Source organism: Enterobacter sp. 5-4, assembly GCF_000612205.1.
GTDB classification, from domain to species: domain Bacteria; phylum Pseudomonadota; class Gammaproteobacteria; order Enterobacterales; family Enterobacteriaceae; genus Enterobacter; species Enterobacter roggenkampii.
Genome location: NZ_JFHW01000036.1, coordinates 120,924 through 143,590, shown reverse-complemented (window position 1 = coordinate 143,590; position 22,667 = coordinate 120,924). Strand labels below are relative to the sequence as shown.

Sequence of the window (22,667 nt, the reverse complement as noted above, 5' to 3'; positions counted from 1 at the left end):
CCGCCACCCGGCACTAAGCGAAGAGGTATTACACCGCGCGGAACGCGATTTCGCCCGGGATGACTTCGCCCTGCCAGTAAAGCTGCGCCGCAACGCGTCCCGCCAGCTGACGATACATCTCTGCAAATTCGCTGTCCGGACGGCTGACGACCGTCGGCTTGCCGCTGTCCAGATCTTCACGCAGGGTAATGTGCAGCGGCATCTGTCCCAGCAGTTGGGTGTGATACTTCGCAGCCAGTTTTTCTGCCCCGCCCGTACCGAAGATAGGTTCGTGGTGACCGCAGTTGCTGCAGATGTGCATGCTCATGTTCTCAACGATACCGAGCACCGGCACTTCCACCTTCTCGAACATCACGATGCCTTTTTTGGCGTCGATCAGCGCGATATCCTGCGGCGTGGTCACCACAACGGCTCCCGTCACCGGAATGTTCTGCGCCAGCGTGAGCTGGATGTCACCGGTCCCCGGCGGCATGTCCAGCACCAGATAATCCAGATCCGGCCACATCGTCTCCTGCAGCATCTGCAGCAGCGCTTTGCTGGCCATCGGGCCGCGCCAGACCATGGCGTTATCATCAGTCACCAGGTAACCGATGGAGTTGGTCGCCAGACCGTGCGCCATGATCGGCGCCATGTGGGTGCCGTCCGGTGAGGTTGGACGCTGGTTTTCCGCGCCCAGCATGTTTGGAATAGACGGGCCGTAGATGTCGGCATCCAGAATACCGACCTTTGCCCCTTCCGCTGCCAGCGCCAGCGCCAGGTTTACGGCAGTAGAGGATTTCCCCACCCCGCCCTTGCCCGAGCTGACGGCAATGATGTTTTTCACGCCGTTGACGCCAGGCTGGTTTTTCACGCGCTTCAGCGTGGCGATGCTGTGGCTCAGCTTCCAGTCGATCGCCTTCGCGCCGGTAATGCGCAGCAGCTCGGCGCTGGTCTGCTCTTTCAGCGCGTCAAAGGCGCTGGTCCAGACGAACGGCATCTGCAGCTCAACGTGCAGCGTGTCGTCCAGCCAGGCAACGTGGTGTAACGCTTTCAGCGTAGTGAGATTGTGCTTCAGGGTTGGATGCTGAAAGTTAGCCAGCGTCCCGGCGACCATTGCTCGTAAGGCTTCCGGTGATTTGGCCTGGGATTGAGAACTCATCCCGACTCCTTTGTTCTTGTGAATAAGACCTTAGATGAACAAGTTTACCTGAAAGGCCGTGGTTTGTGCTTACTTAATAATGCCCCTTTTGGTAATATCAAAAACCCTTTTCACAGTTAAAAGAAGTAATGCCTACTATGACTCAAGTCGCGAAGAAAATTCTGGTAACGTGCGCACTGCCGTACGCCAACGGCTCAATCCACCTCGGCCACATGCTGGAGCATATCCAGGCTGATGTCTGGGTCCGTTACCAGCGAATGCGCGGCCACGAGGTTAACTTCATCTGTGCGGACGATGCCCACGGCACGCCGATCATGCTGAAAGCGCAGCAGCTGGGGATCTCCCCGGAGCAGATGATTGCCGAAATGAGTCAGGAGCATCAGACCGATTTTGCTGGCTTTGACATCAGCTATGACAACTATCACTCCACGCACAGCGACGAAAACCGCGAGCTGTCGGAGCTGATCTACACCCGTCTGAAAGAGAACGGTTTTATCAAAAACCGCACCATCTCTCAGCTGTACGATCCGGAAAAAGGCATGTTCCTGCCGGACCGCTTCGTCAAAGGCACCTGTCCGAAATGTAAATCCCCGGACCAGTATGGCGATAACTGCGAAGTGTGCGGCGCGACCTACAGCCCGACCGAGCTTATCGAGCCGAAATCCGTGGTTTCCGGCGCCACGCCTGTGATGCGTGACTCCGAGCACTTCTTCTTTGACCTGCCGTCCTTCAGCGAAATGCTGCAGGCGTGGACCCGCAGCGGCGCGCTGCAGGAGCAGGTGGCGAACAAGATGCAGGAGTGGTTCGAATCCGGCCTGCAGCAGTGGGATATCTCCCGCGATGCGCCGTATTTCGGCTTCGAAATCCCGAACGCGCCGGGCAAATACTTCTACGTCTGGCTGGACGCGCCAATCGGCTACATGGGCTCCTTCAAGAACCTGTGCGACAAGCGTGGCGACACCGTCAGCTTCGACGAATACTGGAAGAAAGACTCTACCTCCGAGCTGTACCACTTCATCGGCAAAGACATCGTTTACTTCCACAGCCTGTTCTGGCCGGCCATGCTGGAAGGCAGTAACTTCCGCAAGCCAACCAACCTGTTTGTTCACGGCTACGTGACGGTGAACGGTGCCAAGATGTCCAAGTCCCGCGGGACGTTCATCAAGGCCAGCACCTGGCTGAACCACTTTGACGCGGACAGCCTGCGCTACTACTACACCGCGAAGCTCTCTTCCCGCATCGACGATATCGACCTGAACCTGGAAGATTTCGTGCAGCGCGTAAACGCGGACATCGTCAACAAGGTAGTGAACCTGGCGTCCCGTAACGCGGGCTTTATCGCCAAGCGCTTTGACGGCGTGCTTTCTGCCGAACTGGCCGATCCGGTGCTGTATAAAACCTTCACCGATGCCGCCGCTGCGGTTGGCGAAGCCTGGGAAAGCCGTGAATTCGGTAAAGCGATTCGCGAAATCATGGCGCTGGCCGATGTTGCCAACCGCTATGTGGACGAACAGGCTCCGTGGGTGGTCGCGAAACAGGAAGGCCGCGACGCCGACCTGCAGGCGATCTGCACCATGGGTCTGAACATGTTCCGCGTGCTAATGACCTGGCTTAAGCCGGTTCTGCCGCAGCTGGCAGCCCGCGCTGAAGCGTTCCTGAACACCGAACTGACCTGGGATGCTATTCAGCAGCCGCTGCTCGGCCACAAGGTCAACACCTTCAAAGCGCTTTACAACCGCATCGAGATGAAGCAGGTTGACGCCCTGGTGGAAGCCTCTAAAGAAGAGGTGAAGGCAGCTGCGGCACCGGTCACCGGCCCGCTGGCGGACGATCCGATTCAGGAAACCATTACCTTCGATGATTTCGCCAAAGTCGACCTGCGCGTGGCGCTGATCGAGAACGCGGAGTTTGTGGACGGCTCTGACAAGCTGCTGCGCCTGACGCTGGATCTGGGCGGCGAGAAGCGCAACGTCTTCTCCGGCATCCGTTCTGCCTATCCGGACCCGCAGGTGCTGATCGGCCGTCAGACCGTGATGGTCGCCAACCTGGCGCCGCGCAAAATGCGCTTCGGCATCTCTGAGGGTATGGTGATGGCCGCAGGCCCTGGCGGGAAAGATATCTTCCTGTTAAGCCCTGACGAAGGCGCGAAGCCTGGCCAGCAGGTGAAATAACAAAAAAGCCGGAGATTATCTCCGGCTTTTTTTTGCCCGGCGGCGCTACGCCTGCACGGGCCTACGGGTTTTGTAGGCCGGGTAAGGCGAAGCCGCCACCCGGCTAAACATCACGCCTTCGGGTGATGCACCCGGTGGGTCAGCCCGCGCAGGAAATTACGCAGGAACTGGTCGCCGCACTCGCGGTAGTTTTTATGATCCGGTGCGCGCATCATGGCGGTCACTTCCGGCACGGATACGCGGAATTTTTGCTCGGTCATGATCGCCACGATATCGTCCGTTTTCAGCGAGAACGCGATACGCAGCTTTTTCAGCACCGTGTTGTTGTTCACCCGACGCTCCAGCGCCAGCTCTGGCGCGGCCGGATCTTTGCCGCGCTTATCGTAAATCAGGCCGTTCAGGAAGCCCGACAGAATGATATCAGGACAGCGGACAAACCCCTCTTCGTCTTCTTTGGTCATCCACGTGTCAAAACTCGCAGACGTGGATTCCATGTCGGACAGCGCAAGAATGCGCACCATATCGTTATTGTTCGCTTTCAGGGTGTAGCGCAGGCTACGAAGAATATCGTTACTTAGCATAGAGCCTTCGAATGTCGATGATGCAATGGCGCGCAGTGTACCAGCTTTACAGCCCAATCGCCTCTTTCAAACTCTTCAGGTAGCGGCGGCTGACCGGGACGGTTTGCCCGGCGCGCAGCACCAGCTCGGCCTGGCCGTTATCTTCCAGGCGGATCTCCTTCAGATGCGCCATATTCACCAGGTACTGGCGGTGACAGCGAATCAGCGGCGTGCGGCTCTCCAGCGTGCGCAGGGTCAGCTCGGTAAACCCTTCGTTCCCTTCCGCGCTGGTAACAAATACCCCGCTCAGGCGGCTGCTGACAAAGGCCACATCATCCATCTGCAGAAGATAGATCCGGCTGTGCCCGGTGCAGGGGATAAACTTCAGCGGCTGCTGGTTCTCCGCCAGCAGCGTGACGTCCTGCACGGTGCGCTCCTGGCGTAAACGGGTGAGCGTTTTATCCAGACGCTTCTCTTCAATCGGCTTGAGTAAATAATCAAACGCATGCTCCTCAAAGGCCTTAACGGCATATTCGTCGAACGCCGTCAGAAACACGATGTAGGGACGATGTTCCGGGTCAAGCATGCCGACCATCTCCAGCCCGCTGATGCGGGGCATCTGAATGTCGAGGAACAGCACGTCCGGGCGCAGCTTGTGCACCGCGCCGATAGCCTCAATGGCGTTGGCGCATTCCCCCACAATCTCAACATCCGGCTGCTCCTGCAGCAGAACGCGCAGGTTTTCCCGTGCCAGCGGCTCGTCATCCACAATCAGCACTCTTAACATGCGTTTTCCTCCAGCGGCAGTCGTACGGTAATACGGGTAAATCGGTCGGGCTCGCAGGCGACGGTAATGCCACAGTCGTCGCCAAAATGGGCGCGCAGGCGTTTATCCACCAGGCTCATCCCTAAACCGCCGGAGGCGGAAGGCTGATAAAGCCCGGCATTATCTTCAATATCCAGCACCAGGTGATGGTTGAATCGGCTGGCGGCAATGGTTATCTCGCCCCTTCCCAGCAGCTGTGATGTACCGTGCTTAATGGCGTTTTCGACAATCGGCTGCAGGGTAAAGGCCGGAAGATGCTGATACGCCAGCTCGTCCGGCACGGAGAGCGACACCTGCAGACGCGACTGGAAACGCGCCTGCTCAATCTGCAGATAGGCATTCACGTGCTCAATCTCATCGGCGAGGGTCACGATCTCCGACGGCCGCTTCAGGTTCTTGCGGAAAAAGGTTGACAGAAACTGCACCAGTTGGGCGGCCTGATCGCTGTCGCGGCGGATCACCGCTTTAAGCGTATTGAGGGCGTTGAACAGGAAATGCGGATTGACCTGGGCATGCAGCAGCTTAATCTCCGACTGCGTCAGCAGGGCTTTCTGCCGCTCATACTGCCCGGCGAGGATTTGCGCGGACAGCAGCTGGGCGATCCCCTCCCCCAGCGTGCGGTTGATGGAGCTGAACAGACGGTTTTTCGCCTCATACAGCTTGATGGTGCCCATCACCCGCTGATTCTCGCCGCGAAGCGGAATCACCAGCGTGGAGCCCAGCTTGCACTGGGGATGCAGCGAACAGCGGTAAGGCACTTCGTTACCGTCGGCATACACCACCTCGCCGGTTTCGATGGCGCGCAGCGTATAGGCTGAGGAGATCGGCTTGCCCGGCAGATGGTGATCGTCGCCCGTACCGGTAAAAGCCAGCAGCTTTTCCCGATCGGTTATCGCCACCGCGCCGATATCCAGCTCCTTGTAGAGCACCTGGGCCACCTTCATGCTGTTCTCTTCGTTGAACCCCTGGCGCAGGATCCCTTCGGTCGAGGCGGCAACCTTCAGCGCCGTGGCGGAAAAGGCCGAGGTGTACTTCTCAAACATGGCGCGCTTGTCGAGCAGAATGCGCATAAACAGCGCCGCGCCCACGGTATTGGTCACCATCATCGGAGCGGCAATGCTGCTGACCAGGTGCAGCGCATCCTCAAACGGACGGGCAATCAGCAGGATGATCGCCATCTGCGCCATTTCGGCCACAAAGGTAATGGCACCGGCGGTCAGCGGACTAAATACCTTGTCCGGGCGACCGCGCTTGATCATATAGCTGTGCACCAGACCGCCGAGAAGCCCTTCAACGATCGTGGAGATCATACAGCTCAGCGCCGTCATCCCGCCCATGGAATAGCGATGCAGCCCCCCGGTTAAACCGACAAGCCCCCCGACGACGGGACCGCCGAGCAGCCCGCCCATCACCGCGCCGATAGCGCGCGTATTGGCAATAGAGTCTTCGATATGAAGACCAAACCAGGTCCCCATAATGCAGAATATGGAAAATACGACGTAGCAGAGGAATTTGTGCGGCAGACGGACGGTGACCTGCATCAGCGGGATAAACAGGCGCGTTTTGCTCATCAGCCAGGCAATGACCAGAAACACGCACATCTGCTGAAGCAACAGCAGCACCAGGTTAAACTCGTACATACTCAAAACCGCACACGCTAAAAAACGCGTAACATACACGGATGCGGCTCAACTTTCTTTGAAGCATCCCAAAAAAGCGTAAAATCGTGCCCGTTATCACACCTTTTTCAGAATATCGCATACGCTTCGCATTCTTTGTGTAAAAAACAATCAATTCTTCCTGGTTCGGCAAAGTGGGTCTACAGTTAAGCTGGGGACGCGTAAGCCAGGGGGCGAATATGGCGCTTTACACGATCGGTGAAGTGGCACTCCTTTGTGATATCAATCCCGTTACCCTACGGGCGTGGCAGCGACGGTATGGATTACTCAAACCGCAGAGGACCGACGGTGGGCATCGCCTTTTTAATGATGACGATATCGACCGCATTCGTGAAATCAAAAGCTGGATCGACAACGGCGTGCAGGTTGGGAAAGTGAAGTCCCTGCTGAGCCACGACGACCCGGATACGCAACATCTCTGGCGCGAACAACAGGAAACCCTGCTGCGGCTCCTGCAGGCGGGCAACCTGCAGCGCCTGCGTGGATGGATAAAAGAGCAGGGTCGCGATTACCCGGCGCAGACGCTGATCTCCCATCTTTTCATTCCGCTCCGGCGACGCCTGCAGTGCCAGCAGTCCACCCTGCAGGCGCTGCTCAGCATGCTCGACGGCGTGCTGATCAACTACATTGCCGTCTGCCTTGCCTCAGCGAAGAACAAAGCCGGAAAAGATGCGCTGGTTGTCGGCTGGAACGTACACGATACCACCCGCCTGTGGCTGGAAGCGTGGATTGCCACCCAGAAGGGCTGGCGCGTGGATGTTCTGGCGCACTCGCTGGCGCAGCTCAGACCTGAGTTTTTCGACGGCCAGACCCTGCTGGTCTGGTGTGGCGAAGTGCCGTCCGCCTCGCAGCAACAGCTGCTGACGGAATGGCGTGAGAATGGTTACCCGGTCTATTCCCTTGGTCCGGATGAGCCATAACGGCATTTAATGGTTCATTAACAGCTGCGCTTCACCGTATAATTGTTCCGTTAACAACAGGAGCACATGATGAAGGCAACCAAACTGGCCATTATTACCCTTTTTGTCCTGATGGCCGTAAGCGGTATCGGCGGCGTGATGCTGGCAGGGTACTCGTTTATTGTTCGCGGCGGTGTCGGCTGAGGTACAGCGCCAGCCGCTCAAAAGCGCGATCGACGACGATTGCCGCCAGCGCAACCAGCAGCGCTCCCTGCACAATATACGCCGTATTAAACCCGCTTAAGCCGATAATGATCGGCGTGCCCAGCGTATTAGCGCCGACCGTCGACGCAATGGTCGCCGTCCCGATGTTAATGATGACCGACGTGCGGATCCCGGCAATGATAACCGGTGCCGCTAGCGGCAGTTCAACCTTGCGTAGCCGCTGACCGCGACTCATCCCCATCCCTTCCGCCACGCTCAGCACGGACGCAGGTACCGCCGCGAGGCCCGCCAGCGTGCCCTGCAGCACCGGCAATACGCCGTACAGAATCAGCGCAATGATGGCAGGCTGTTGGCCAAAGCCCATCACCGGCACCGCTATCGCCAGCACCGCCACCGGGGGAAACGTCTGTCCGATGGCCGCAATCGTCTCCACCAGCGGGCGAAACTCCCGGCCTGCGGGCCGCGTAACCGCGATGCCCGCCCCCACGCCCAGCACAACCGCGATGGCGCTTGAGAGCGCCACCAGCCAGAGATGCGCCAGGGCGAGATTAATGAAGCTCTCCTGCTGATATACCGGCCGCGGCAGCCCGGGAAAGAGACTGTTAAACAGCGCCGCGCTGTGGGGCATCAGAAACAGTAAGCCGACAAAGAGCGCTACCAGCCAGAGGAGCGGATCACGCAGTGCCTTCACGCGTCACCTCCCCGGCCAGCAGATCGCGAAAGTGTAAGGTGCCGCACGGCGCGCCCCGGGCATCCGCAACGGGCAATACTTCGCACTGGCGCGCGACAAACGCGGAGAGCGCATCCCGCAGGCTCATCTGCGCCTGCAGCGGTTCGCCGCTCACCGGCGCCGCCTCCCGACGCATATAGTCGCTCACCGTTCGCAGGGAGAGCAGCCTGACGCCCAACTCGCTGCGGCCAAAAAACTCGCGCACAAAGTCGTTCTTCGGCCAGGTTAACAGCTCAAGCGGCGAGCCCTGCTGCACCACTTCGCCATGATCCATCAGCACCAGATGGTCGGCCAGGCGCAGGGCTTCATCAATATCGTGCGTCACGAGTACGATCGTGCGTCCGAGAATGCGGTGAATGCGGGTCATCTCCGCCTGCAGCGCCCCGCGCGTGACCGGATCCAGCGCGCCGAAGGGTTCGTCCATCAGCAGCACCTGCGGGTTGGCCGCCAGCGCACGCGCCACGCCCACGCGCTGCTGCTGCCCGCCGGAAAGCTGGTGCGGATAGCGGTCGCGCAGCGCGGGCTCTAGCCCCAGCAGAGCCATCAGCTCATCAACACGTTCGGCGATTTTCGTCCGCGACCATTTTTCCAGCTGCAGCACGGTGGCGATGTTCTGCGCCACCGTCCAGTGCGGAAACAGGCCGATGGACTGAATGGCATAGCCCATCCGACGGCGCAACTCCAGCACCGGCAGGCTGCGGATCTCTTCCCCGGCAAAGCGAATCAGCCCGCTGTCATGCTCAACCAGCCGGTTGATCATCTTCAGGGTGGTGGATTTGCCCGACCCGGAGGTGCCAATCAGCACGGAAAACGCCCCCTCGGCAAAGTTCAGGTTCAGGTGGCTCGCCGCGGGGCGACCGGCAAAGGTTTTACTGACATCATGAAATTCAATCATTGGCTCTTCTCCCGAGCAGCGCGAGCCATAAGGCAAACAGTGCGTCGACGACAACCGCCAGCGCAATCGTGGGCACCACGCCCAATAACACCAGATCCAGGGCACTGCTCAGCAGCCCCTGGAAGACCAGCGCGCCAAAGCCGCCCGCGCCAATCAGCGCCGCAATCACCGCCATGCCGACGGTCTGGACCGCCACCACCCTCAGGCTGCGCAACAGCAGGGGCAGCGCCAGCGGCAGCTGAATTTTCCAGAAACACTGCCGCGCGCTCATTCCCATCGCATGGGCGCTTTCCAGCACGTCAGGTGCGACCTGGCCTAAGCCCGCGACCACGCCGCGTACCAGCGGCAGCAGGGCATACAGCACCAGCGCGATAAGCGCGGGCGTTAATCCCGTTCCGGCTATTCCCAGCATTCCCAGCGCCGGAAACGACTTCACCAGCCCGGCCAGCGGCGCAATCAGCAGGCCAAACAGCGCGACGGAAGGAATGGTCTGGATAACATTGAGCACGGCAAAAACCCCGCCCTGGCGTGAAGGATGGCGATAGCACCACATGCCAAGGGGGATCCCAACCAGAAGCGCCGGAAAGAGCGTACCGAAGAGGATCGTCAGGTGCTGCGCGAGGGCATCATCAAACACCTCCTGACGGTTGGCGTACTCTTTTAACAGCGAGAGGTTGTTCAGCTCACCGCTGAACAGCAGGAGTAAAGGAATACACCATATCTGCGCATTGAGCACCCAGCGCCAGATGGCGCTGGGGATGAGTCGACGAATCGCATCGCTGCAGGCCAGCAGGCAGAGCGCCAGCCACAGCCACAGGCCGCTGCCGATAGTGGTTCTCGCCAGCGGACTTTCCGCCGAGGCCATATGCGTCGCCGCCAGCCCGGCGCTCCAAAACAGGAGAATAAACAGCCCTTCAGAGAGAAGCAGCGTCAGCCACTGGGCCGGGCGTCCCTGCCAGAGCGACAGGATCACCCACGCGCCCAGCGCCGCCGCCAGCCACCCCGGCGTAAACGACCAGACCTGCCAGAGCGCTTTTCCCTCCCCCGACATCAGGCGGTTTGGGGCAACGTTGACAAACGGTAACGCGACCGCCGCGATGGCCACGCAGACCAGCAGCAGCAGGACGCGGTTATGACATTTTATTGGCACAGCCTTTTCCCGTTACTTCACAAGCCCTTGTTGTTTCAGGAAGTCGGCGGCCACTTTTTTGGCATCCAGCCCCTCGACGGCAATGCTGGCATTCAGCTGCTGCAGCGTTTTTTCATCCAGCTTTTCGAAGACCGGTTTGAGCCATTCTGCAATGTCCGGGTACGCTTTCAGCACCGCCTCACGCACCACCGGGGTCGGCGCGTAAATTGGCTGTACACCTTTTGGATCGGTCAGGGTCTGCAGGCCAAGCGCCGCCACCGGGCCGTCGGTACCGTAGGCCATGGCCGCGTTAACGCCGGAAGTTTGCTGTGCCGCCGCTTTGATGGTCACCGCGGTATCCCCGCCCGCCAGCGAGAGAAGCTGCGCCTGGTCGAGCTTGAAGTCGTAGGCTTTTTCAAACGCGGGCAGCGCGTCAGGACGCTCGATAAACTCCGCCGACGCCGCAAGCTTAAAGTCGCCCTTCTCTTTCAGGTAGCGGCTGAGATCCGCCAGGGTAGTCAGCTTCCCTTTCTCCGCCACGTCCTTGCGCACGGCGATAGTCCAGGTGTTGTTGGCCGGCGCCGGGGTCAGCCAGACCAGTTTGTTCTGTTCCGCGTCGAGTTTTTTGACTTTCTCATACCCGGCTTTGGCGTTTTTCCATGCCGGATCGTTTTCATCTTTGAAGAAGAATGCGCCGTTGCCGGTGTATTCCGGGTAGATATCCAGCTCGCCGGAGGTAATCGCGCCGCGCACGACGGGCGTGGTGCCGAGCTGGACTTTATTGACCGTTTTCACGCCGTGGCTTTCCAGCACCTGCAAAATAATATTGCCGAGCAGCGCGCCTTCGGTATCGATCTTCGAACCCACTTTTACCGGCTCCGCCGCCTGTAACGGCAGGCTCAGCGCCGCCAGTAACACCGCAGATCCCAACATCCCCTTTGCAATCGTCATTCCGCTATCCTCATTTTTTTGCTGCCTTTTTCAGAGGCTTGAGAGAAAAGCGTAGCTTAAAACGGCGGAATTAACCGTCAAAATGCCTTTTTAGCATAAGGTAAGACGCCTCCCCCGCAGGACGGGGGGAGGCAAAGGAGGAAAAGGTTACAGCAGCTCGAACTCGCCTTTATTCACGCGGGCGGAGTCCACGCCGATAAAGACGTTAAATTTGCCCGGTTCCGCATCGTATTTCATCTGCTGGTTCCAGAACTTCAGCGCATCCACGTCGATCGGGAAGCTGATGGTTTTGGTTTCCCCCGGCTTCAGCGTGACCTTCTCGAAGCCGCGCAGTTGTTTCACCGGACGGCTCATCGACGCGGTGACATCCTGCACGTACATCTGGATCACCGTAGCCCCTTCGCGCTTGCCGGTGTTGGTCACCTCAACGCTGGCGGTGACGTTGCCGTCACGCTTCAGGGTCGGCGCCGACATTTTCACGTCGGAGACCTTGAAGGTGGTGTAGCTCAGGCCGTAACCAAACGGATAGAGCGGGCCGTTAGCTTCGTCGAAGTAGCGAGAGGTGTACTTGTTCGGCTTGTCGGCGTTATACGGGCGACCGGTGTTCAGGTGGCTGTAGTACACCGGGATCTGCCCGACGGAGCGCGGGAAGGACATCGGCAGCTTGCCCGACGGGTTGTAATCGCCAAACAGCACGTCGGCGATGGCGTTACCGCCTTCGGTACCGGCGAACCAGGTTTCCAGAATGGCGTCAGCCTGCTGGTCTTCCTTCACCAGCGCCAGCGGACGACCGTTCATCAGCACCAGCACCAGCGGCTTGCCGGTGGCTTTCAGGGCGGCGATCAGATCGCGCTGGCTCTGTGGAATGGTGATATCGGTACGGCTGGAGGCTTCGTGCGCCATACCCTGCGCTTCACCCACGACCGCAACAACGACGTCAGACTGCTTCGCGGCGTTCACCGCCTCGTCAATCATCTCCTTCGGCGTGCGCGGATCGACCTTCACCGCTTCCTCGTACTGGTTGAGGAAGGTCACGATGTCTTTATCGTTGGTGACGTTCGCCCCTTTGGCGTAAATCACTTTGGCGTTTTCACCGACGGCACTCTTGATACCGGTCAGCACGGTCACGGACTGGTCAGCCACGCCCGCCGCAGACCAGCTCCCCATGACGTCGCGCTTGCTGTCGGCCAGCGGCCCCACCACGGCAATGGTGCCGGATTTTTTCAGCGGCAGCGTGTCGAGGCGGTTCTTCAGCAGCACCAGGCTTTCGCGCGCCACGTCACGCGCCTCTTTGCGGTGCAGGCGGCTTTCGGCATTGGTATCTGCCGGGTCGGAGTCTTTCGGACCCAGGTGGCTGTACGGATCGTTAAACAGCCCCATGTCGTATTTCACGTTCAGCACGTGACGGGTGGCATCGTCCAGCTCCGCCATCGTCACCTTGCCGCTCTTCACCAGCCCCGGCAGGTACTTGCTGTAATACTCGTCGCTCATGCTCATGTTGATGCCGGACTTGAGCGCGACGCGCACCGCGTCTTCCGGATCGGAGGCGGTACCGTGTTTGATCAGCTCTTTAATCGCGCCGTGGTCGGAAACGGTGATGCCCTTAAAGCCCCACTGGTCGCGCAGCACGTCTTTCAGCAGCCAGGAATCAGAGGTTGCAGGCGTGCCGTTCAGCGAGTTCAGCGCCACCATCACCGCGCCGCTGCCCGCATCCAGCCCTGCCTTGTACGGCGGCATGTAGTCGTTGAACAGGCGCTGCGGGCTCATGTCGACGGTGTTGTACTCTTTACCGCCCTCTACCGCGCCGTAGGCCGCAAAGTGTTTGACGCTGGTCATCACCGAGTAGCGGTCCGCCGGGCTTTTGCCCTGCATCGCTTCCACCATGGTTTTACCCATCGTGGAGGTTAAATACGTATCTTCACCAAAGCCTTCCGAGCCGCGGCCCCAGCGCGGATCGCGCGAGACGTCCACCATGGGTGCCCAGGTCATGTTCAGGCCGTCGTCCGCCGCTTCATAAGCCGACACGCGCCCGACGGTTTTCACCGCGTCGAGGTTAAAGGAAGACGCTAAGCCGAGGCTGATGGGGAAGACGGTACGCTGGCCGTGCACCACGTCGTAGGCAAAGAACAGGGGAATTTTCAGGCGGCTGAGATCCATCACCTGGTCCTGCATCTTGCGGATATCCTGGCGGGTGACGGTATTAAAGATGGCCCCTACCTGCCCGTCTTTGATCATCTCGCGGATGGCCTCTTTCGGATTATCCGGGCCGACGCTGATCAGACGCAGCTGGCCGATTTTCTCATCGACCGTCATTTTCTTGAGCAATTCCGTGACAAACGCGTCCCGCGCTTCAGGCGTGAGCGGGTGATTGCCAAACAAATCCTCTGCCAGCGCAGGTTGCAGCGCCAGGCTGACGGCGACACCTACAGAACATAGCCATTTCATGTCGTTTTACTCTCTCATCAATAACCGCCGGACGATCTCGGCCATACCGTGCGAAAAGCGCAGTGTGCCACAAACCCTCCGATCGTTGCAGGGTTATTCTCTGATTTTTCTCGTGAATACTCGACCGCTTAACAGTTAATCGCGCTATGCTTTACAGCGAGAAATTTGCCCCACCACAAGGAGTGGAAGATGTCTTCTGTTCGAACTGACGATAACAAAACCTTTATTAACGAACTGTCGCGCCTGGTTGGCTCCTCTCACCTGCTTACCGACCCGGCTAAAACCGCCCGCTACCGCAAGGGCTTCCGCTCCGGTCAGGGCGAGGCGCTGGCGGTGGTTTTCCCCGGCACGCTGCTGGAGCTGTGGCGCGTCCTGAGCGCCTGCGTCGCCGCCGACAAGATTATTTTAATGCAGGCGGCCAACACCGGCCTGACCGAAGGCTCCACGCCGAACGGCAACGATTACGATCGTGACATCGTGATTATCAGCACCCTGCGCCTCGACAAGCTGCACCTGCTGGATAAAGGCGAGCAGGTGCTCGCGTTCCCCGGCACGACGCTCTACTCCCTCGAAAAAGCGCTTAAGCCGCTGGGCCGCGAACCGCACTCGGTGATCGGCTCCTCCTGTATTGGCGCCTCGGTGGTCGGTGGGATCTGCAATAACTCCGGCGGCTCGCTGGTGCAGCGCGGCCCCGCCTATACCGAGATGTCCCTGTTTGCCCGTATTGACGAAAACGGCAAGCTGACGCTGGTGAACCACCTGGGAATCGATCTCGGCGTCACGCCAGAACAGATCCTCAGCAAGCTCGACGACGATCGCGTGAAGGATGAAGACGTTCAGCACGACGGTCGCCATGCGCACGATCACGACTACGTGACCCGCGTGCGGGATATCAATGCCGATACGCCGGCGCGCTATAACGCCGACCCGGATCGCCTGTTTGAATCCTCCGGCTGCGCGGGCAAGCTGGCCGTTTTTGCGGTACGTCTGGACACCTTCCCGGCCGAGAAAAAGCAGCAGGTATTCTACATCGGCACCAACCAGCCTGAGGTTCTGACGGAAATCCGCCGTCATATTCTGGGCGAATTCACCCACCTGCCGGTGGCCGGCGAGTACATGCACCGGGACATTTACGACATCGCCGAGCGCTACGGCAAAGACACGTTTCTGATGATCGACAAGCTCGGCACCGACAAAATGCCGTTCTTCTTCACCATGAAGGGCCGTACCGACGCGATGCTGGAGAAAGTGTCGCTGTTCAAACCCCACTTCACCGACCGCTTTATGCAGAAGCTGGGCAACGTTTTCCCAGCGCATCTGCCGGAGAGGATGAAAACCTGGCGCGACAGGTACGAACATCACCTGCTGCTGAAAATGGCCGGAGACGGAATTGCCGAAGCGCAGAGCTGGCTGACCGAATTCTTTAAAACCGCCGAAGGGGATTTCTTTGCCTGTACGCCTGAAGAGGGCAGCAAAGCGTTCCTGCACCGCTTTGCCGCCGCAGGGGCCGCCATCCGATATCAGGCGGTACATTCCGAAGAGGTGGAAGATATTCTGGCGCTCGATATCGCCCTGCGGCGTAACGACACCGAGTGGTTTGAACACCTGCCGCCGGAAATCGACAGCAAGCTGGTGCACAAGCTCTATTACGGCCACTTTATGTGCTATGTCTTCCATCAGGATTACATCGTCAAGAAAGGGGTCGATGCACACGAACTGAAGGAGCAGATGCTCGCCCTTCTGCGTGAACGCGGCGCACAATATCCTGCGGAACACAACGTCGGACATCTTTATAAAGCCCCTGACGCACTTAAGCAGTTTTATCGCGAGAATGACCCTACAAACAGCATGAATCCCGGCATCGGTAAAACAACGCGGAAGAAATACTGGAAAGAGAGCGCAGACGCGGAGCGGCACATAACGCAAACGTCTGATTAATTCCTACAGCCAAATTTGAGAGATTGTTAAGCGCTCCTTAATCGTAATAGAGTAACCGCTTATCGCCGGAGAAACGTTTCTCCGGCCTTCGATAAGAGGAGCAGGCACATCATGTCGGCTATTGATGTTTTATCCGAGACCGAGCTGGAAGTGCGCGACGCCCGTCCCGATGATGTGCATGCCATTGCCGCGATCTATGCCTGGCATGTGCTTCACGGGCGCGCGTCATTTGAAGAAGTCCCCCCGACTATTGACGAAATGCGTCATCGCATGAAAAGCGTGGCGGAGAACGGTTTACCGTGGCTTATCGCGCTGTACCGCGGCATTGTGGTGGGCTACTGCTATGCCACCCCTTACCGACCGCGACACGCCTACCGCTATACCCTGGAAGAGTCGATTTACGTGGATGCCAGCATCACCGGGCGCGGTTTTGGCACGGCACTGATGGATGCGCTGATCGCACGCTGCGAGCAAGGGCCGTGGCGGCAGATGATTGCCGTGGTAGGAGATGGCAATAACAATGCCGGCTCGTTACGTCTGCATAAAAAACATGGTTTCGTGATTGTCGGTCAGCTGCGCAGCGTAGGCTACAAGAAAGGCGACTGGCGGGATACGGTGATTATGCAGCGCCCGCTCAACGATGGTGACTGGACGCTGCCGGAATAAACGCAAAACGGTAACCTGGGTTACCGTTTTTAGTGTTTGTAGGCCGGGTAAGGCAAAGCCGCCACCCGGCGCTGACAGACGGCTCAGTCGTTCTGCGCCGTCGCCATCTGCTCCGCTTTCTGCTTTTTATACGTCAATGCCGCCGCCGGGACAGGCTGCACTTTTCCTGTTTCAATCCAGGTACGCAGGCGGCTCGCGTCGGCGAAGTGCGTATATTTGCCGAAGGCATCCATCACTACCAGCGCCACCGGCTTACCGTTAAATACGGTGCGCATCACCAGACAGTGTCCGGCCGCGTTGGTAAAGCCGGTTTTCGTTAGCTGAATATTCCAGTTATCCCGGTATACCAGATGGTTAGTATTGCGGAACGGCAGCGTATAGGCCGGGTTCGCAAAGGTCGCCATCTCTTCACGGGTGGTACTGAGCTGACCAATCAGCGGGTACTGTTTGCTGGCAATCAGCAGTTTCGTCAGATCGCGCGCCGTGGAGACGTTGTTGATCGACAGACCCGTCGGTTCAACATAGTGCGTATTGTTCATCCCCAGCGCTTTGGCTTTCGCGTTCATCGCGCGGATAAACGCGTCGTAGCCGCCCGGATAGTGGTGCGCCAGGCTCGCCGCCGCGCGGTTTTCAGACGACATCAGCGCCAGCAGCAGCATATTCTTACGGCTGATCTCACTGTTCAGGCGCACGCGGGAGTAGATCCCCTTCATCTCCGGCGTGTGGCTGATATCCACTTTCAGTTTTTCGTCCAGCGGCAGATGGGCATCAAGCACCACCATCGCGGTCATTAATTTGGTAATTGAGGCGATCGGTCGCACCAGGTCCGGATGGCTGGCGTAAATCACCTTATTGGTGTTGAGATCGACAATCATCGCGCTGCCGGACGCAATTTGCGGCTGAGCAGCAGCGGTGGTCACCGCGGGCGTTTTGGCGACGGCCGGTACGACTGCGGACGCACCCAGCAACAGCGCCAGGCTAAGTAAAGAGACTCGGAATTTCAGCATGGTGAGACTTCTGATAATTATTCACGCACGTTATGACGTACACCGCCTGGGTTGTTAGATAAACACAGGCTGGCCTCGGCATCATAGCCGTCAGCGGGCGTTGTCGCCAGAGGATAATCGTGAACGGATGCTGCATTGCTGGCATTTACGCCAGCAATGCAGTGAACTCAGAAGAGACGGTATCCATAACCCCAAAGAATCACCGTCAGCGCCAGGAGCGCCTCCAGCACCAGCACCCCGATGGCGAGCGTTGAGCTCGAGAAGCTCAGCCCCTCTTCTTTATTGATATTCAGGAAGGTAGGAACCCCCAGATACAGCAGATAACCGGTGTAAAAGAGGGCAATGGTACCGACCAGCGCGCACAGCCAGACCAGTGGATAGAGCGCAACAATACCGCTTAAGAACAGCGGGGTCGCGACATACCCGGCAAAGACCATACAGTGCGCCAGCGATGGACGCTGCGGATAGTTACGCGCCATCCAGTGAATGACGCGCCCCATGACCGCCACCCCCGCCAGCATCAGGCCATAAAAGATGATGGCAAGATAGAGTCCGGTAAACCAGGAAAGCTGAACCACGGTGCCGTCACCGAAGTTCCAGCCGATTTGTGTCGTTCCGATAAAAGCGCATATTACCGGCACCGCGGCCATCAGCAGCACGTGGTGCGTGTAATGATGCGAGACCGTTTCGTTCTCACTTTTAATGACATGCATTTCACGATCGGGATGGGAGAAAAGTCCCCAGACATGGTTCATAGCGCCCCCTTGTTGTCGGCCCGTCAGCGATACCTTAAGTATAATGCAGGCTTTAGATTATTTTATGTACAGTGGGAAATTTCCGTTGATTTCCCCGCCGTTGATTCAAGGGGTATATGATTAAACGAGGCACGCAGAGGGAGAAAACCGTTACGTAATGGATATTAACGCACTCATTGAGCAATATGGCTATGCCGCGCTGGTCATCGGCAGCGTGGCAGAAGGTGAAACCATCACGCTGTTAGGGGGCGTCGCCGCGCATCAGGGGTTACTGAAGTTCCCGCTGGTTGTTGCCGCGGTCGCGCTGGGCGGGATGATAGGCGATCAGCTGCTCTACTTTCTGGGGCTGCGCTTTGGGCCCACGCTGCTCAAGCGTTTCGCAAAGCATCAGAAGAAAATCCGCCGCGCTCAGCGGCTCATTCAACGTCATCCCTACCTGTTCGTTATTGGCACGCGCTTTATGTATGGCTTTCGCATTATCGGGCCGATACTGATTGGCGCCAGCCATCTGCCGCCCAAAATTTTTCTGCCGCTCAATATTGTGGGCGCGATTGCCTGGGCGCTGATCTTTACGACGCTCGGTTATGTAGGGGGCGAAGTGATTGCGCCCTGGCTGCATAATCTCGACCAGCACCTGAAGCACTGGGCGTGGTTGATTCTGGTGGTTGTGGCGGTGATTGCGGTGCGACTGTGGCTGAAGCACCGTGAAAAGACGCGGGATGAGGAGTGAGTGCGGCCTGATGCCCTCACCCTAACCCTCTCCCACAGGGAGAGGGAACTAAAAATACCCTCTCTCACAGGGAGAGGGGAATCTATCCCTCCGGCTTAAACTGCGGGTTCGCCAGCATAAAGCCCCCGTCGACGATAAACGATTGCCCTGTTGTATAGCTGGCGTCGCTGTTACACAGCCACGCCACCAGGCTGGCAATCTCTTTCGTGTGGCCCGGCCTTGCCAGCGGGATTTCCGGCATGGAGCCTTCCTTCACTTCGCTGTCGTCCATGTCGTTCATCGGCGTGGCAATCGCGCCCGGCGCGACGGCGTTCACCAGAATGTTGTGCTTCACCAGCTCCATCGCCATGGATTTGGTTAACCCGCCGAGCGCGTGTTTAGCCGCCGTGTAGGCACTCGCTTGCGGCAGAGGCGTGTGTTCATGCACCGAGGTGATGTTCACAATCCGTCCCCCTTCCCCCTGCTTCACCATCTGCCTTGCGGCTATCTGTGAACAGAGAAACGCCCCGTCCACGTCGACGGTGAAAATATTCCGCCAGTCGTCAAACGGCATCTCGAGGAACGGCGCTTTGGTCATCGCCCCTGCATTATTGACCAGCACGTCCAGCCGGCCAAAGCGCGCAATCAGCGTCTCTATGGCCTCAGCGCCTTCCGGCAGCGTGCTTAGATCAAGATGGACAGCCTCCGCGCGCTGCCCCTGCGCTTCGACTTCACGGCAGGTTTCCAGCGCCCCTTTCTCATCCGAGTGCCAGGTGACGCCAATATCAAACCCGCGCTCTGCCAGCATCAGGGCCGTGGTTTTCCCAATCCCGGAATCCGATGCGGTCACAATCGCTACTCTGGTCATACTCACCTCCTGAAAAACTGCAAAGAGGTAAGTATAGTTAATGACCTTTTTTAGCCATGATGATAGCCACCGCCCAGCGCGGAGGTCAGCTGCAGCGTGGCGTCCACATACTGCCCCTTCAGCAGCAGTCCTTCGAGGTGCTCTTTGAGGGCCGGTATTCTGGCTTCACTGACCCGGGAGCCCGCAACGATCCCCGCGCTGAAACGCGCCTGCGCCAGCGCTACAACCCGTGCCGCATCTTTTTCAACCTGCTGCTGGTGGCTGTTTTTCGCCATGAGCGTTTCGACTTCACTGGCCGTGTGTGCCACCTGATTGACGGCTTCTACCACCGCTTTGTTGTAGTTGGCTACTGAAAGGTTGTTCTGCGCCTGAGCGATATCCAGCCCGGCGTTAAGCCTGCCGCTGTCGAAAATCGGCAGCGTCAGCCCGGCGGTCACGCCCATCTGCTGCGCGGACGAACGGAACAGATCGCTCAGATGGAGGGCATCCTGCTGTAAGAACGCCATCAGGTTCACGTCAGGATAAAACGCCGCTCGGGCGGCCTCCACTTCGCTCATGGAGGCTTCGATATACCAGTGCGCCTCCTGCAGATCCGGACGGCGTGCCAGCAGCTCATAGCCGAGCGTCGACGATAGCGAGGCTTCCACCGTTGGCAAAGCGTGCCGCGTCAGCTTCACGGAGGAGGCGTTCGTCAGCGCGACCAGGCGCGCCTCAATGGCTTTCATTTTCCCGTTGACTTCGGCCAGCTGCTCTTCGGTTTTGCTGGCGTTGATATCCGTTTCAACGCCCTCCACGGAGGAGGTGATCCCGTGTTGATACAGCTCGCGATCGGCACCGATAATATTGTCCTGCTCATGTTTAATCTGCGCGAGGACCTCCCCCACGGCGGCCTGCGTTTGCCACTCCCAGTAGAGCCGCGCCACGCTGCTGGCCAGCAGCTGACGGGTCTGCTCCAACTCCGCTTTTTGCGCATTCACTTTGCCAATCCGGGCTTCGACCTGCGCGCGATTTTTTCCCCACAGATCGAGATCCCAGCCTGCCGTCAGGCCAAAGGTGCCGTTGGTGTACCACGGCCCGGTTGTCCCTGCAGCCGGGTCGGTAATGGCAAAGGGCCCCATCAGCCCCTCGGCGGACATTTTCTGACGTTCGGCATCCGCTGAAAAATCAATCTGCGGACCGTCGGATGCCATAGCCGCTTTGGCCTGGGCTTCCGCAAGCGTAATGCGCTGACGGGCAATCTGCATATCCGGCGCATCGCTTAATGCTTTCGCAATAAGCCCGTTAAGTTCCGGATCGTTATATGCTTTCCACCACTCATTTTTCGGCCAGTCCTGATGATTCAGCACCGTATTCACCGACGCCGCCGTGGTTTGCGTTTTAATGGGAGATACCGTGGCATGTTCAGGCGCACAGGCAGCCAGAATAAAAACGAAGGGAGCACTCAGAGATAAAATAAGAGAACGTTTCATGACGCCATAAACTCAAAAAATAAAGGCGCAAATTACGCTTGATTCTCTTTATTTTTTTAGTAATGCGTGGCAATGCGTAAATTGTCATAGATTTAAATATACGGAAAAATATTCACCACAATTATTATTTAAATTGAATTATGCAAATAAAAAATAATCAACCCGACAGGGTGAACATCCCCTGTCAGGTTGATCGCGTTATTAAACTTTCAGCGAAGCGCCTTTTGTCGCAATAACCTCTTTATACCAGTAGAAACTTTTCTTACGGCTGCGCGCCAGCGTGCCTTTCCCGCTGTCATCGCGATCGACGTAAATAAAGCCGTAGCGCTTAGAGAGTTCAGCTTTTGATGCGCTTACCAGATCGATGGGCCCCCAGCTGGTGTAGCCCATCACCTCAACGCCGTCTTCAATGGCTTCCCGCACCTGCACCAGGTGATCGTTGAGATAGCTGATGCGGTAGTCGTCCTTCACCACGCCGTCTGCGTCCGGTTTATCCTTCGCCCCGAGGCCATTTTCCACGATAAACAGCGGCTTCTGATAGCGATCCCAGAGCACGTTTAGCAGAGTACGCAGGCCGATGGGGTCAATCTGCCAGCCCCATTCGGAACTGGCCAGATGCGGGTTTGGCACCATGCTCAGGATGTTGCCGCGCGCCTGCTGGTTGAGGGCGTCGTCCGCGGTGACGCAGCCCGTCATGTAGTAGCTGAAGGAGATAAAATCGACGGTAGATTTCAGCGCCTCGCGGTCGGCATCCGTAACCTCAAGCTGAATGCCGTTGTCACGGAAGAAGCGCTGCATATAGCCCGGGTAGGCGCCGCGACACTGCACGTCGCCAAAGAATTGCCACGCGCGGTTTTCCTGCAGCGTCTCCAGAACATCTTCCGGCTTGCAGGTCAGCGGATACATCAGGCCGCCCAGCAGCATGTTACCGATTCTGGCATCCGGGATAATCTCATGGCAGGCCTTCACCGCCAGCGCGCTGGCCACCAGCTGGTGGTGGATCGCCTGGTACACCTCCCCTTTGCTGCTGGTTTCCGGCAGACCGACGCCGGTCATCGGCGCGTGCAGAGACATATTGATCTCGTTGAAGGTCAGCCACAGCTTGACCTTCTCTTTGTAGCGCGCAAACACGGTACGGGCATAGCGCTCAAAGAAGCCGATAGTCTGACGGCTGCCCCACCCGCCGTACTGCTTCACCAGCCCCCACGGCATTTCATAGTGCGACAGCGTCACCAGCGGCGTGATGTTGTGCGCGGCCAGCTCGTCAAACAACCGGTCGTAAAACGCCAGCCCCGCCTCGTTCGGCTGCTGCTCGTCACCGTTCGGAAAAATGCGGGTCCAGGCAATGGAGACGCGCAGGCAGCTAAAGCCCATCTCGGCGAACAGCTTGATGTCTTCCGGGTAGCGATGATAGAAGTCGATGGCGACATCCTTGATGCCGCTGTCCCCAGGGACGCGCTCAACTACCGGGCCGAAGACACCCTGCGGCTGAACGTCAGAGGTGGACAGCCCTTTCCCCTCCTCCAGATACGCACCCTCTACCTGATTCGCGGCAACCGCGCCACCCCATAAAAAATCGTCCGGGAAAGTTTTCATCACGTTCTCCT

At 58.3% G+C, this 22,667-nt stretch carries 20 protein-coding genes; 6 read left to right on the top strand and 14 right to left on the bottom strand.

The features are described 5' to 3' along the window. Positions 1-28: 28 nt before the first annotated feature. Positions 29-1,138: an iron-sulfur cluster carrier protein ApbC gene (apbC, locus tag AA74_RS0120725; RefSeq protein ID WP_008500889.1), complete on the bottom strand. Its 1,110-nt coding sequence runs from the start codon at positions 1,136-1,138 to the stop codon at positions 29-31. A gap of 137 nt (positions 1,139-1,275) precedes the next feature. On the opposite strand from apbC, the gene metG reads away from it, so the two are divergent. Continuing rightward, complete coding sequence (gene metG, locus AA74_RS0120720) at positions 1,276-3,309, top strand: methionine--tRNA ligase (protein ID WP_025913220.1); 2,034 nt, start codon at positions 1,276-1,278, stop codon at positions 3,307-3,309. Between the two features lie 110 nt (positions 3,310-3,419). Here metG and AA74_RS0120715 read toward each other — a convergent pair whose 3' ends face one another. The 3 genes from AA74_RS0120715 to AA74_RS0120705 are packed head-to-tail and all read right to left on the bottom strand — an operon-like array spanning position 3,420 to position 6,335. After that, positions 3,420-3,890 carry a DUF1456 family protein gene (locus AA74_RS0120715; RefSeq protein WP_008500891.1) on the bottom strand — a complete coding sequence of 157 codons (471 nt, stop codon included), beginning with the start codon at positions 3,888-3,890 and terminating at the stop codon, positions 3,420-3,422. A gap of 46 nt (positions 3,891-3,936) precedes the next feature. Beyond that, entirely contained in the window at positions 3,937-4,656 is a 720-nt protein-coding gene (gene btsR, locus AA74_RS0120710; protein ID WP_023344533.1) for a two-component system response regulator BtsR, read from the bottom strand. Beyond that, positions 4,650-6,335 (bottom strand): sensor histidine kinase, encoded by a 1,686-nt coding sequence (locus AA74_RS0120705; protein WP_025913217.1) that lies wholly within the window; start codon positions 6,333-6,335, stop codon positions 4,650-4,652. The genes btsR and AA74_RS0120705 overlap by 7 nt, the downstream gene beginning before the upstream one ends. Positions 6,336-6,553: 218 nt before the next feature. Here AA74_RS0120705 and mlrA point away from each other — a divergent pair, with 218 nt between their 5' ends. Together mlrA and AA74_RS1000000123305 are read left to right on the top strand one after the other, a co-directional pair. Next, positions 6,554-7,294 carry an HTH-type transcriptional regulator MlrA gene (gene mlrA / locus AA74_RS0120700; RefSeq protein WP_008500894.1) on the top strand — a complete coding sequence of 247 codons (741 nt, stop codon included), beginning with the start codon at positions 6,554-6,556 and terminating at the stop codon, positions 7,292-7,294. Positions 7,295-7,363: 69 nt separating this feature from the next. Then, positions 7,364-7,477, top strand: coding sequence for a protein YohO (locus tag AA74_RS1000000123305; protein ID WP_008500895.1), 114 nt, complete (start codon positions 7,364-7,366; stop codon positions 7,475-7,477). On the opposite strand, the gene AA74_RS0120690 is transcribed toward AA74_RS1000000123305, so the two are convergent. The 5 genes from AA74_RS0120690 to bglX all read right to left on the bottom strand — a co-directional run bounded on the left by AA74_RS0120690 (position 7,452) and on the right by bglX (position 13,648). After that, positions 7,452-8,189: an ABC transporter permease gene (locus AA74_RS0120690; RefSeq protein WP_008500896.1), complete on the bottom strand. Its 738-nt coding sequence runs from the start codon at positions 8,187-8,189 to the stop codon at positions 7,452-7,454. The two genes, AA74_RS1000000123305 and AA74_RS0120690, sit on opposite strands and share 26 nt — an antisense overlap. Continuing rightward, complete coding sequence (locus tag AA74_RS0120685) at positions 8,173-9,123, bottom strand: ABC transporter ATP-binding protein (RefSeq protein WP_025913215.1); 951 nt, start codon at positions 9,121-9,123, stop codon at positions 8,173-8,175. Before AA74_RS0120685 ends, AA74_RS0120690 begins: the two co-directional genes overlap by 17 nt. Further along, a complete protein-coding gene (locus AA74_RS0120680) occupies positions 9,116-10,273 on the bottom strand; it encodes an ABC transporter permease (protein ID WP_025913213.1) in 1,158 nt (385 codons plus the stop codon). The genes AA74_RS0120685 and AA74_RS0120680 overlap by 8 nt, the downstream gene beginning before the upstream one ends. A gap of 12 nt (positions 10,274-10,285) precedes the next feature. Then, positions 10,286-11,203, bottom strand: a complete 918-nt coding sequence (locus tag AA74_RS0120675) for an ABC transporter substrate-binding protein (protein WP_021241490.1) — start codon at positions 11,201-11,203, stop codon at positions 10,286-10,288. Positions 11,204-11,350: 147 nt separating this feature from the next. After that, positions 11,351-13,648, bottom strand: a complete 2,298-nt coding sequence (gene bglX, locus AA74_RS0120670) for a beta-glucosidase BglX (RefSeq protein WP_025913211.1) — start codon at positions 13,646-13,648, stop codon at positions 11,351-11,353. 189 nt (positions 13,649-13,837) lie between these two features. Here bglX and dld point away from each other — a divergent pair, with 189 nt between their 5' ends. Both dld and AA74_RS0120660 read left to right on the top strand, forming a co-directional pair. Then, on the top strand, positions 13,838-15,586 hold the full coding sequence (dld, locus tag AA74_RS0120665) for a D-lactate dehydrogenase (RefSeq protein WP_023344538.1): 1,749 nt from the start codon (positions 13,838-13,840) through the stop codon (positions 15,584-15,586). Between the two features lie 111 nt (positions 15,587-15,697). Further along, positions 15,698-16,252 (top strand): GNAT family N-acetyltransferase, encoded by a 555-nt coding sequence (locus AA74_RS0120660; RefSeq protein ID WP_008500902.1) that lies wholly within the window; start codon positions 15,698-15,700, stop codon positions 16,250-16,252. Between the two features lie 83 nt (positions 16,253-16,335). Here the strand turns inward: AA74_RS0120660 and pbpG are convergent, their stop codons facing one another. Continuing rightward, on the bottom strand, positions 16,336-17,259 hold the full coding sequence (gene pbpG, locus AA74_RS0120655) for a D-alanyl-D-alanine endopeptidase (RefSeq protein ID WP_023293820.1): 924 nt from the start codon (positions 17,257-17,259) through the stop codon (positions 16,336-16,338). A gap of 167 nt (positions 17,260-17,426) precedes the next feature. Then, positions 17,427-18,014, bottom strand: coding sequence for a Yip1 family protein (locus tag AA74_RS0120650; protein ID WP_025913210.1), 588 nt, complete (start codon positions 18,012-18,014; stop codon positions 17,427-17,429). Between the two features lie 157 nt (positions 18,015-18,171). Between AA74_RS0120650 and AA74_RS0120645 the strand changes: the two genes are divergently transcribed. Further along, positions 18,172-18,744 (top strand): DedA family protein, encoded by a 573-nt coding sequence (locus AA74_RS0120645; RefSeq protein ID WP_008500905.1) that lies wholly within the window; start codon positions 18,172-18,174, stop codon positions 18,742-18,744. A gap of 82 nt (positions 18,745-18,826) precedes the next feature. On the opposite strand, the gene AA74_RS0120640 is transcribed toward AA74_RS0120645, so the two are convergent. The 3 genes from AA74_RS0120640 to AA74_RS0120630 all read right to left on the bottom strand — a co-directional run bounded on the left by AA74_RS0120640 (position 18,827) and on the right by AA74_RS0120630 (position 22,656). After that, positions 18,827-19,591 (bottom strand): SDR family oxidoreductase, encoded by a 765-nt coding sequence (locus AA74_RS0120640; protein WP_025913207.1) that lies wholly within the window; start codon positions 19,589-19,591, stop codon positions 18,827-18,829. Positions 19,592-19,641: 50 nt separating this feature from the next. Continuing rightward, on the bottom strand, positions 19,642-21,060 hold the full coding sequence (mdtQ, locus tag AA74_RS0120635; protein ID WP_025913206.1) for a multidrug resistance outer membrane protein MdtQ: 1,419 nt from the start codon (positions 21,058-21,060) through the stop codon (positions 19,642-19,644). Between the two features lie 201 nt (positions 21,061-21,261). Continuing rightward, complete coding sequence (locus AA74_RS0120630; protein ID WP_025913204.1) at positions 21,262-22,656, bottom strand: glycoside hydrolase family 1 protein; 1,395 nt, start codon at positions 22,654-22,656, stop codon at positions 21,262-21,264. Between the last annotated feature and the right edge of the window lie 11 nt (positions 22,657-22,667).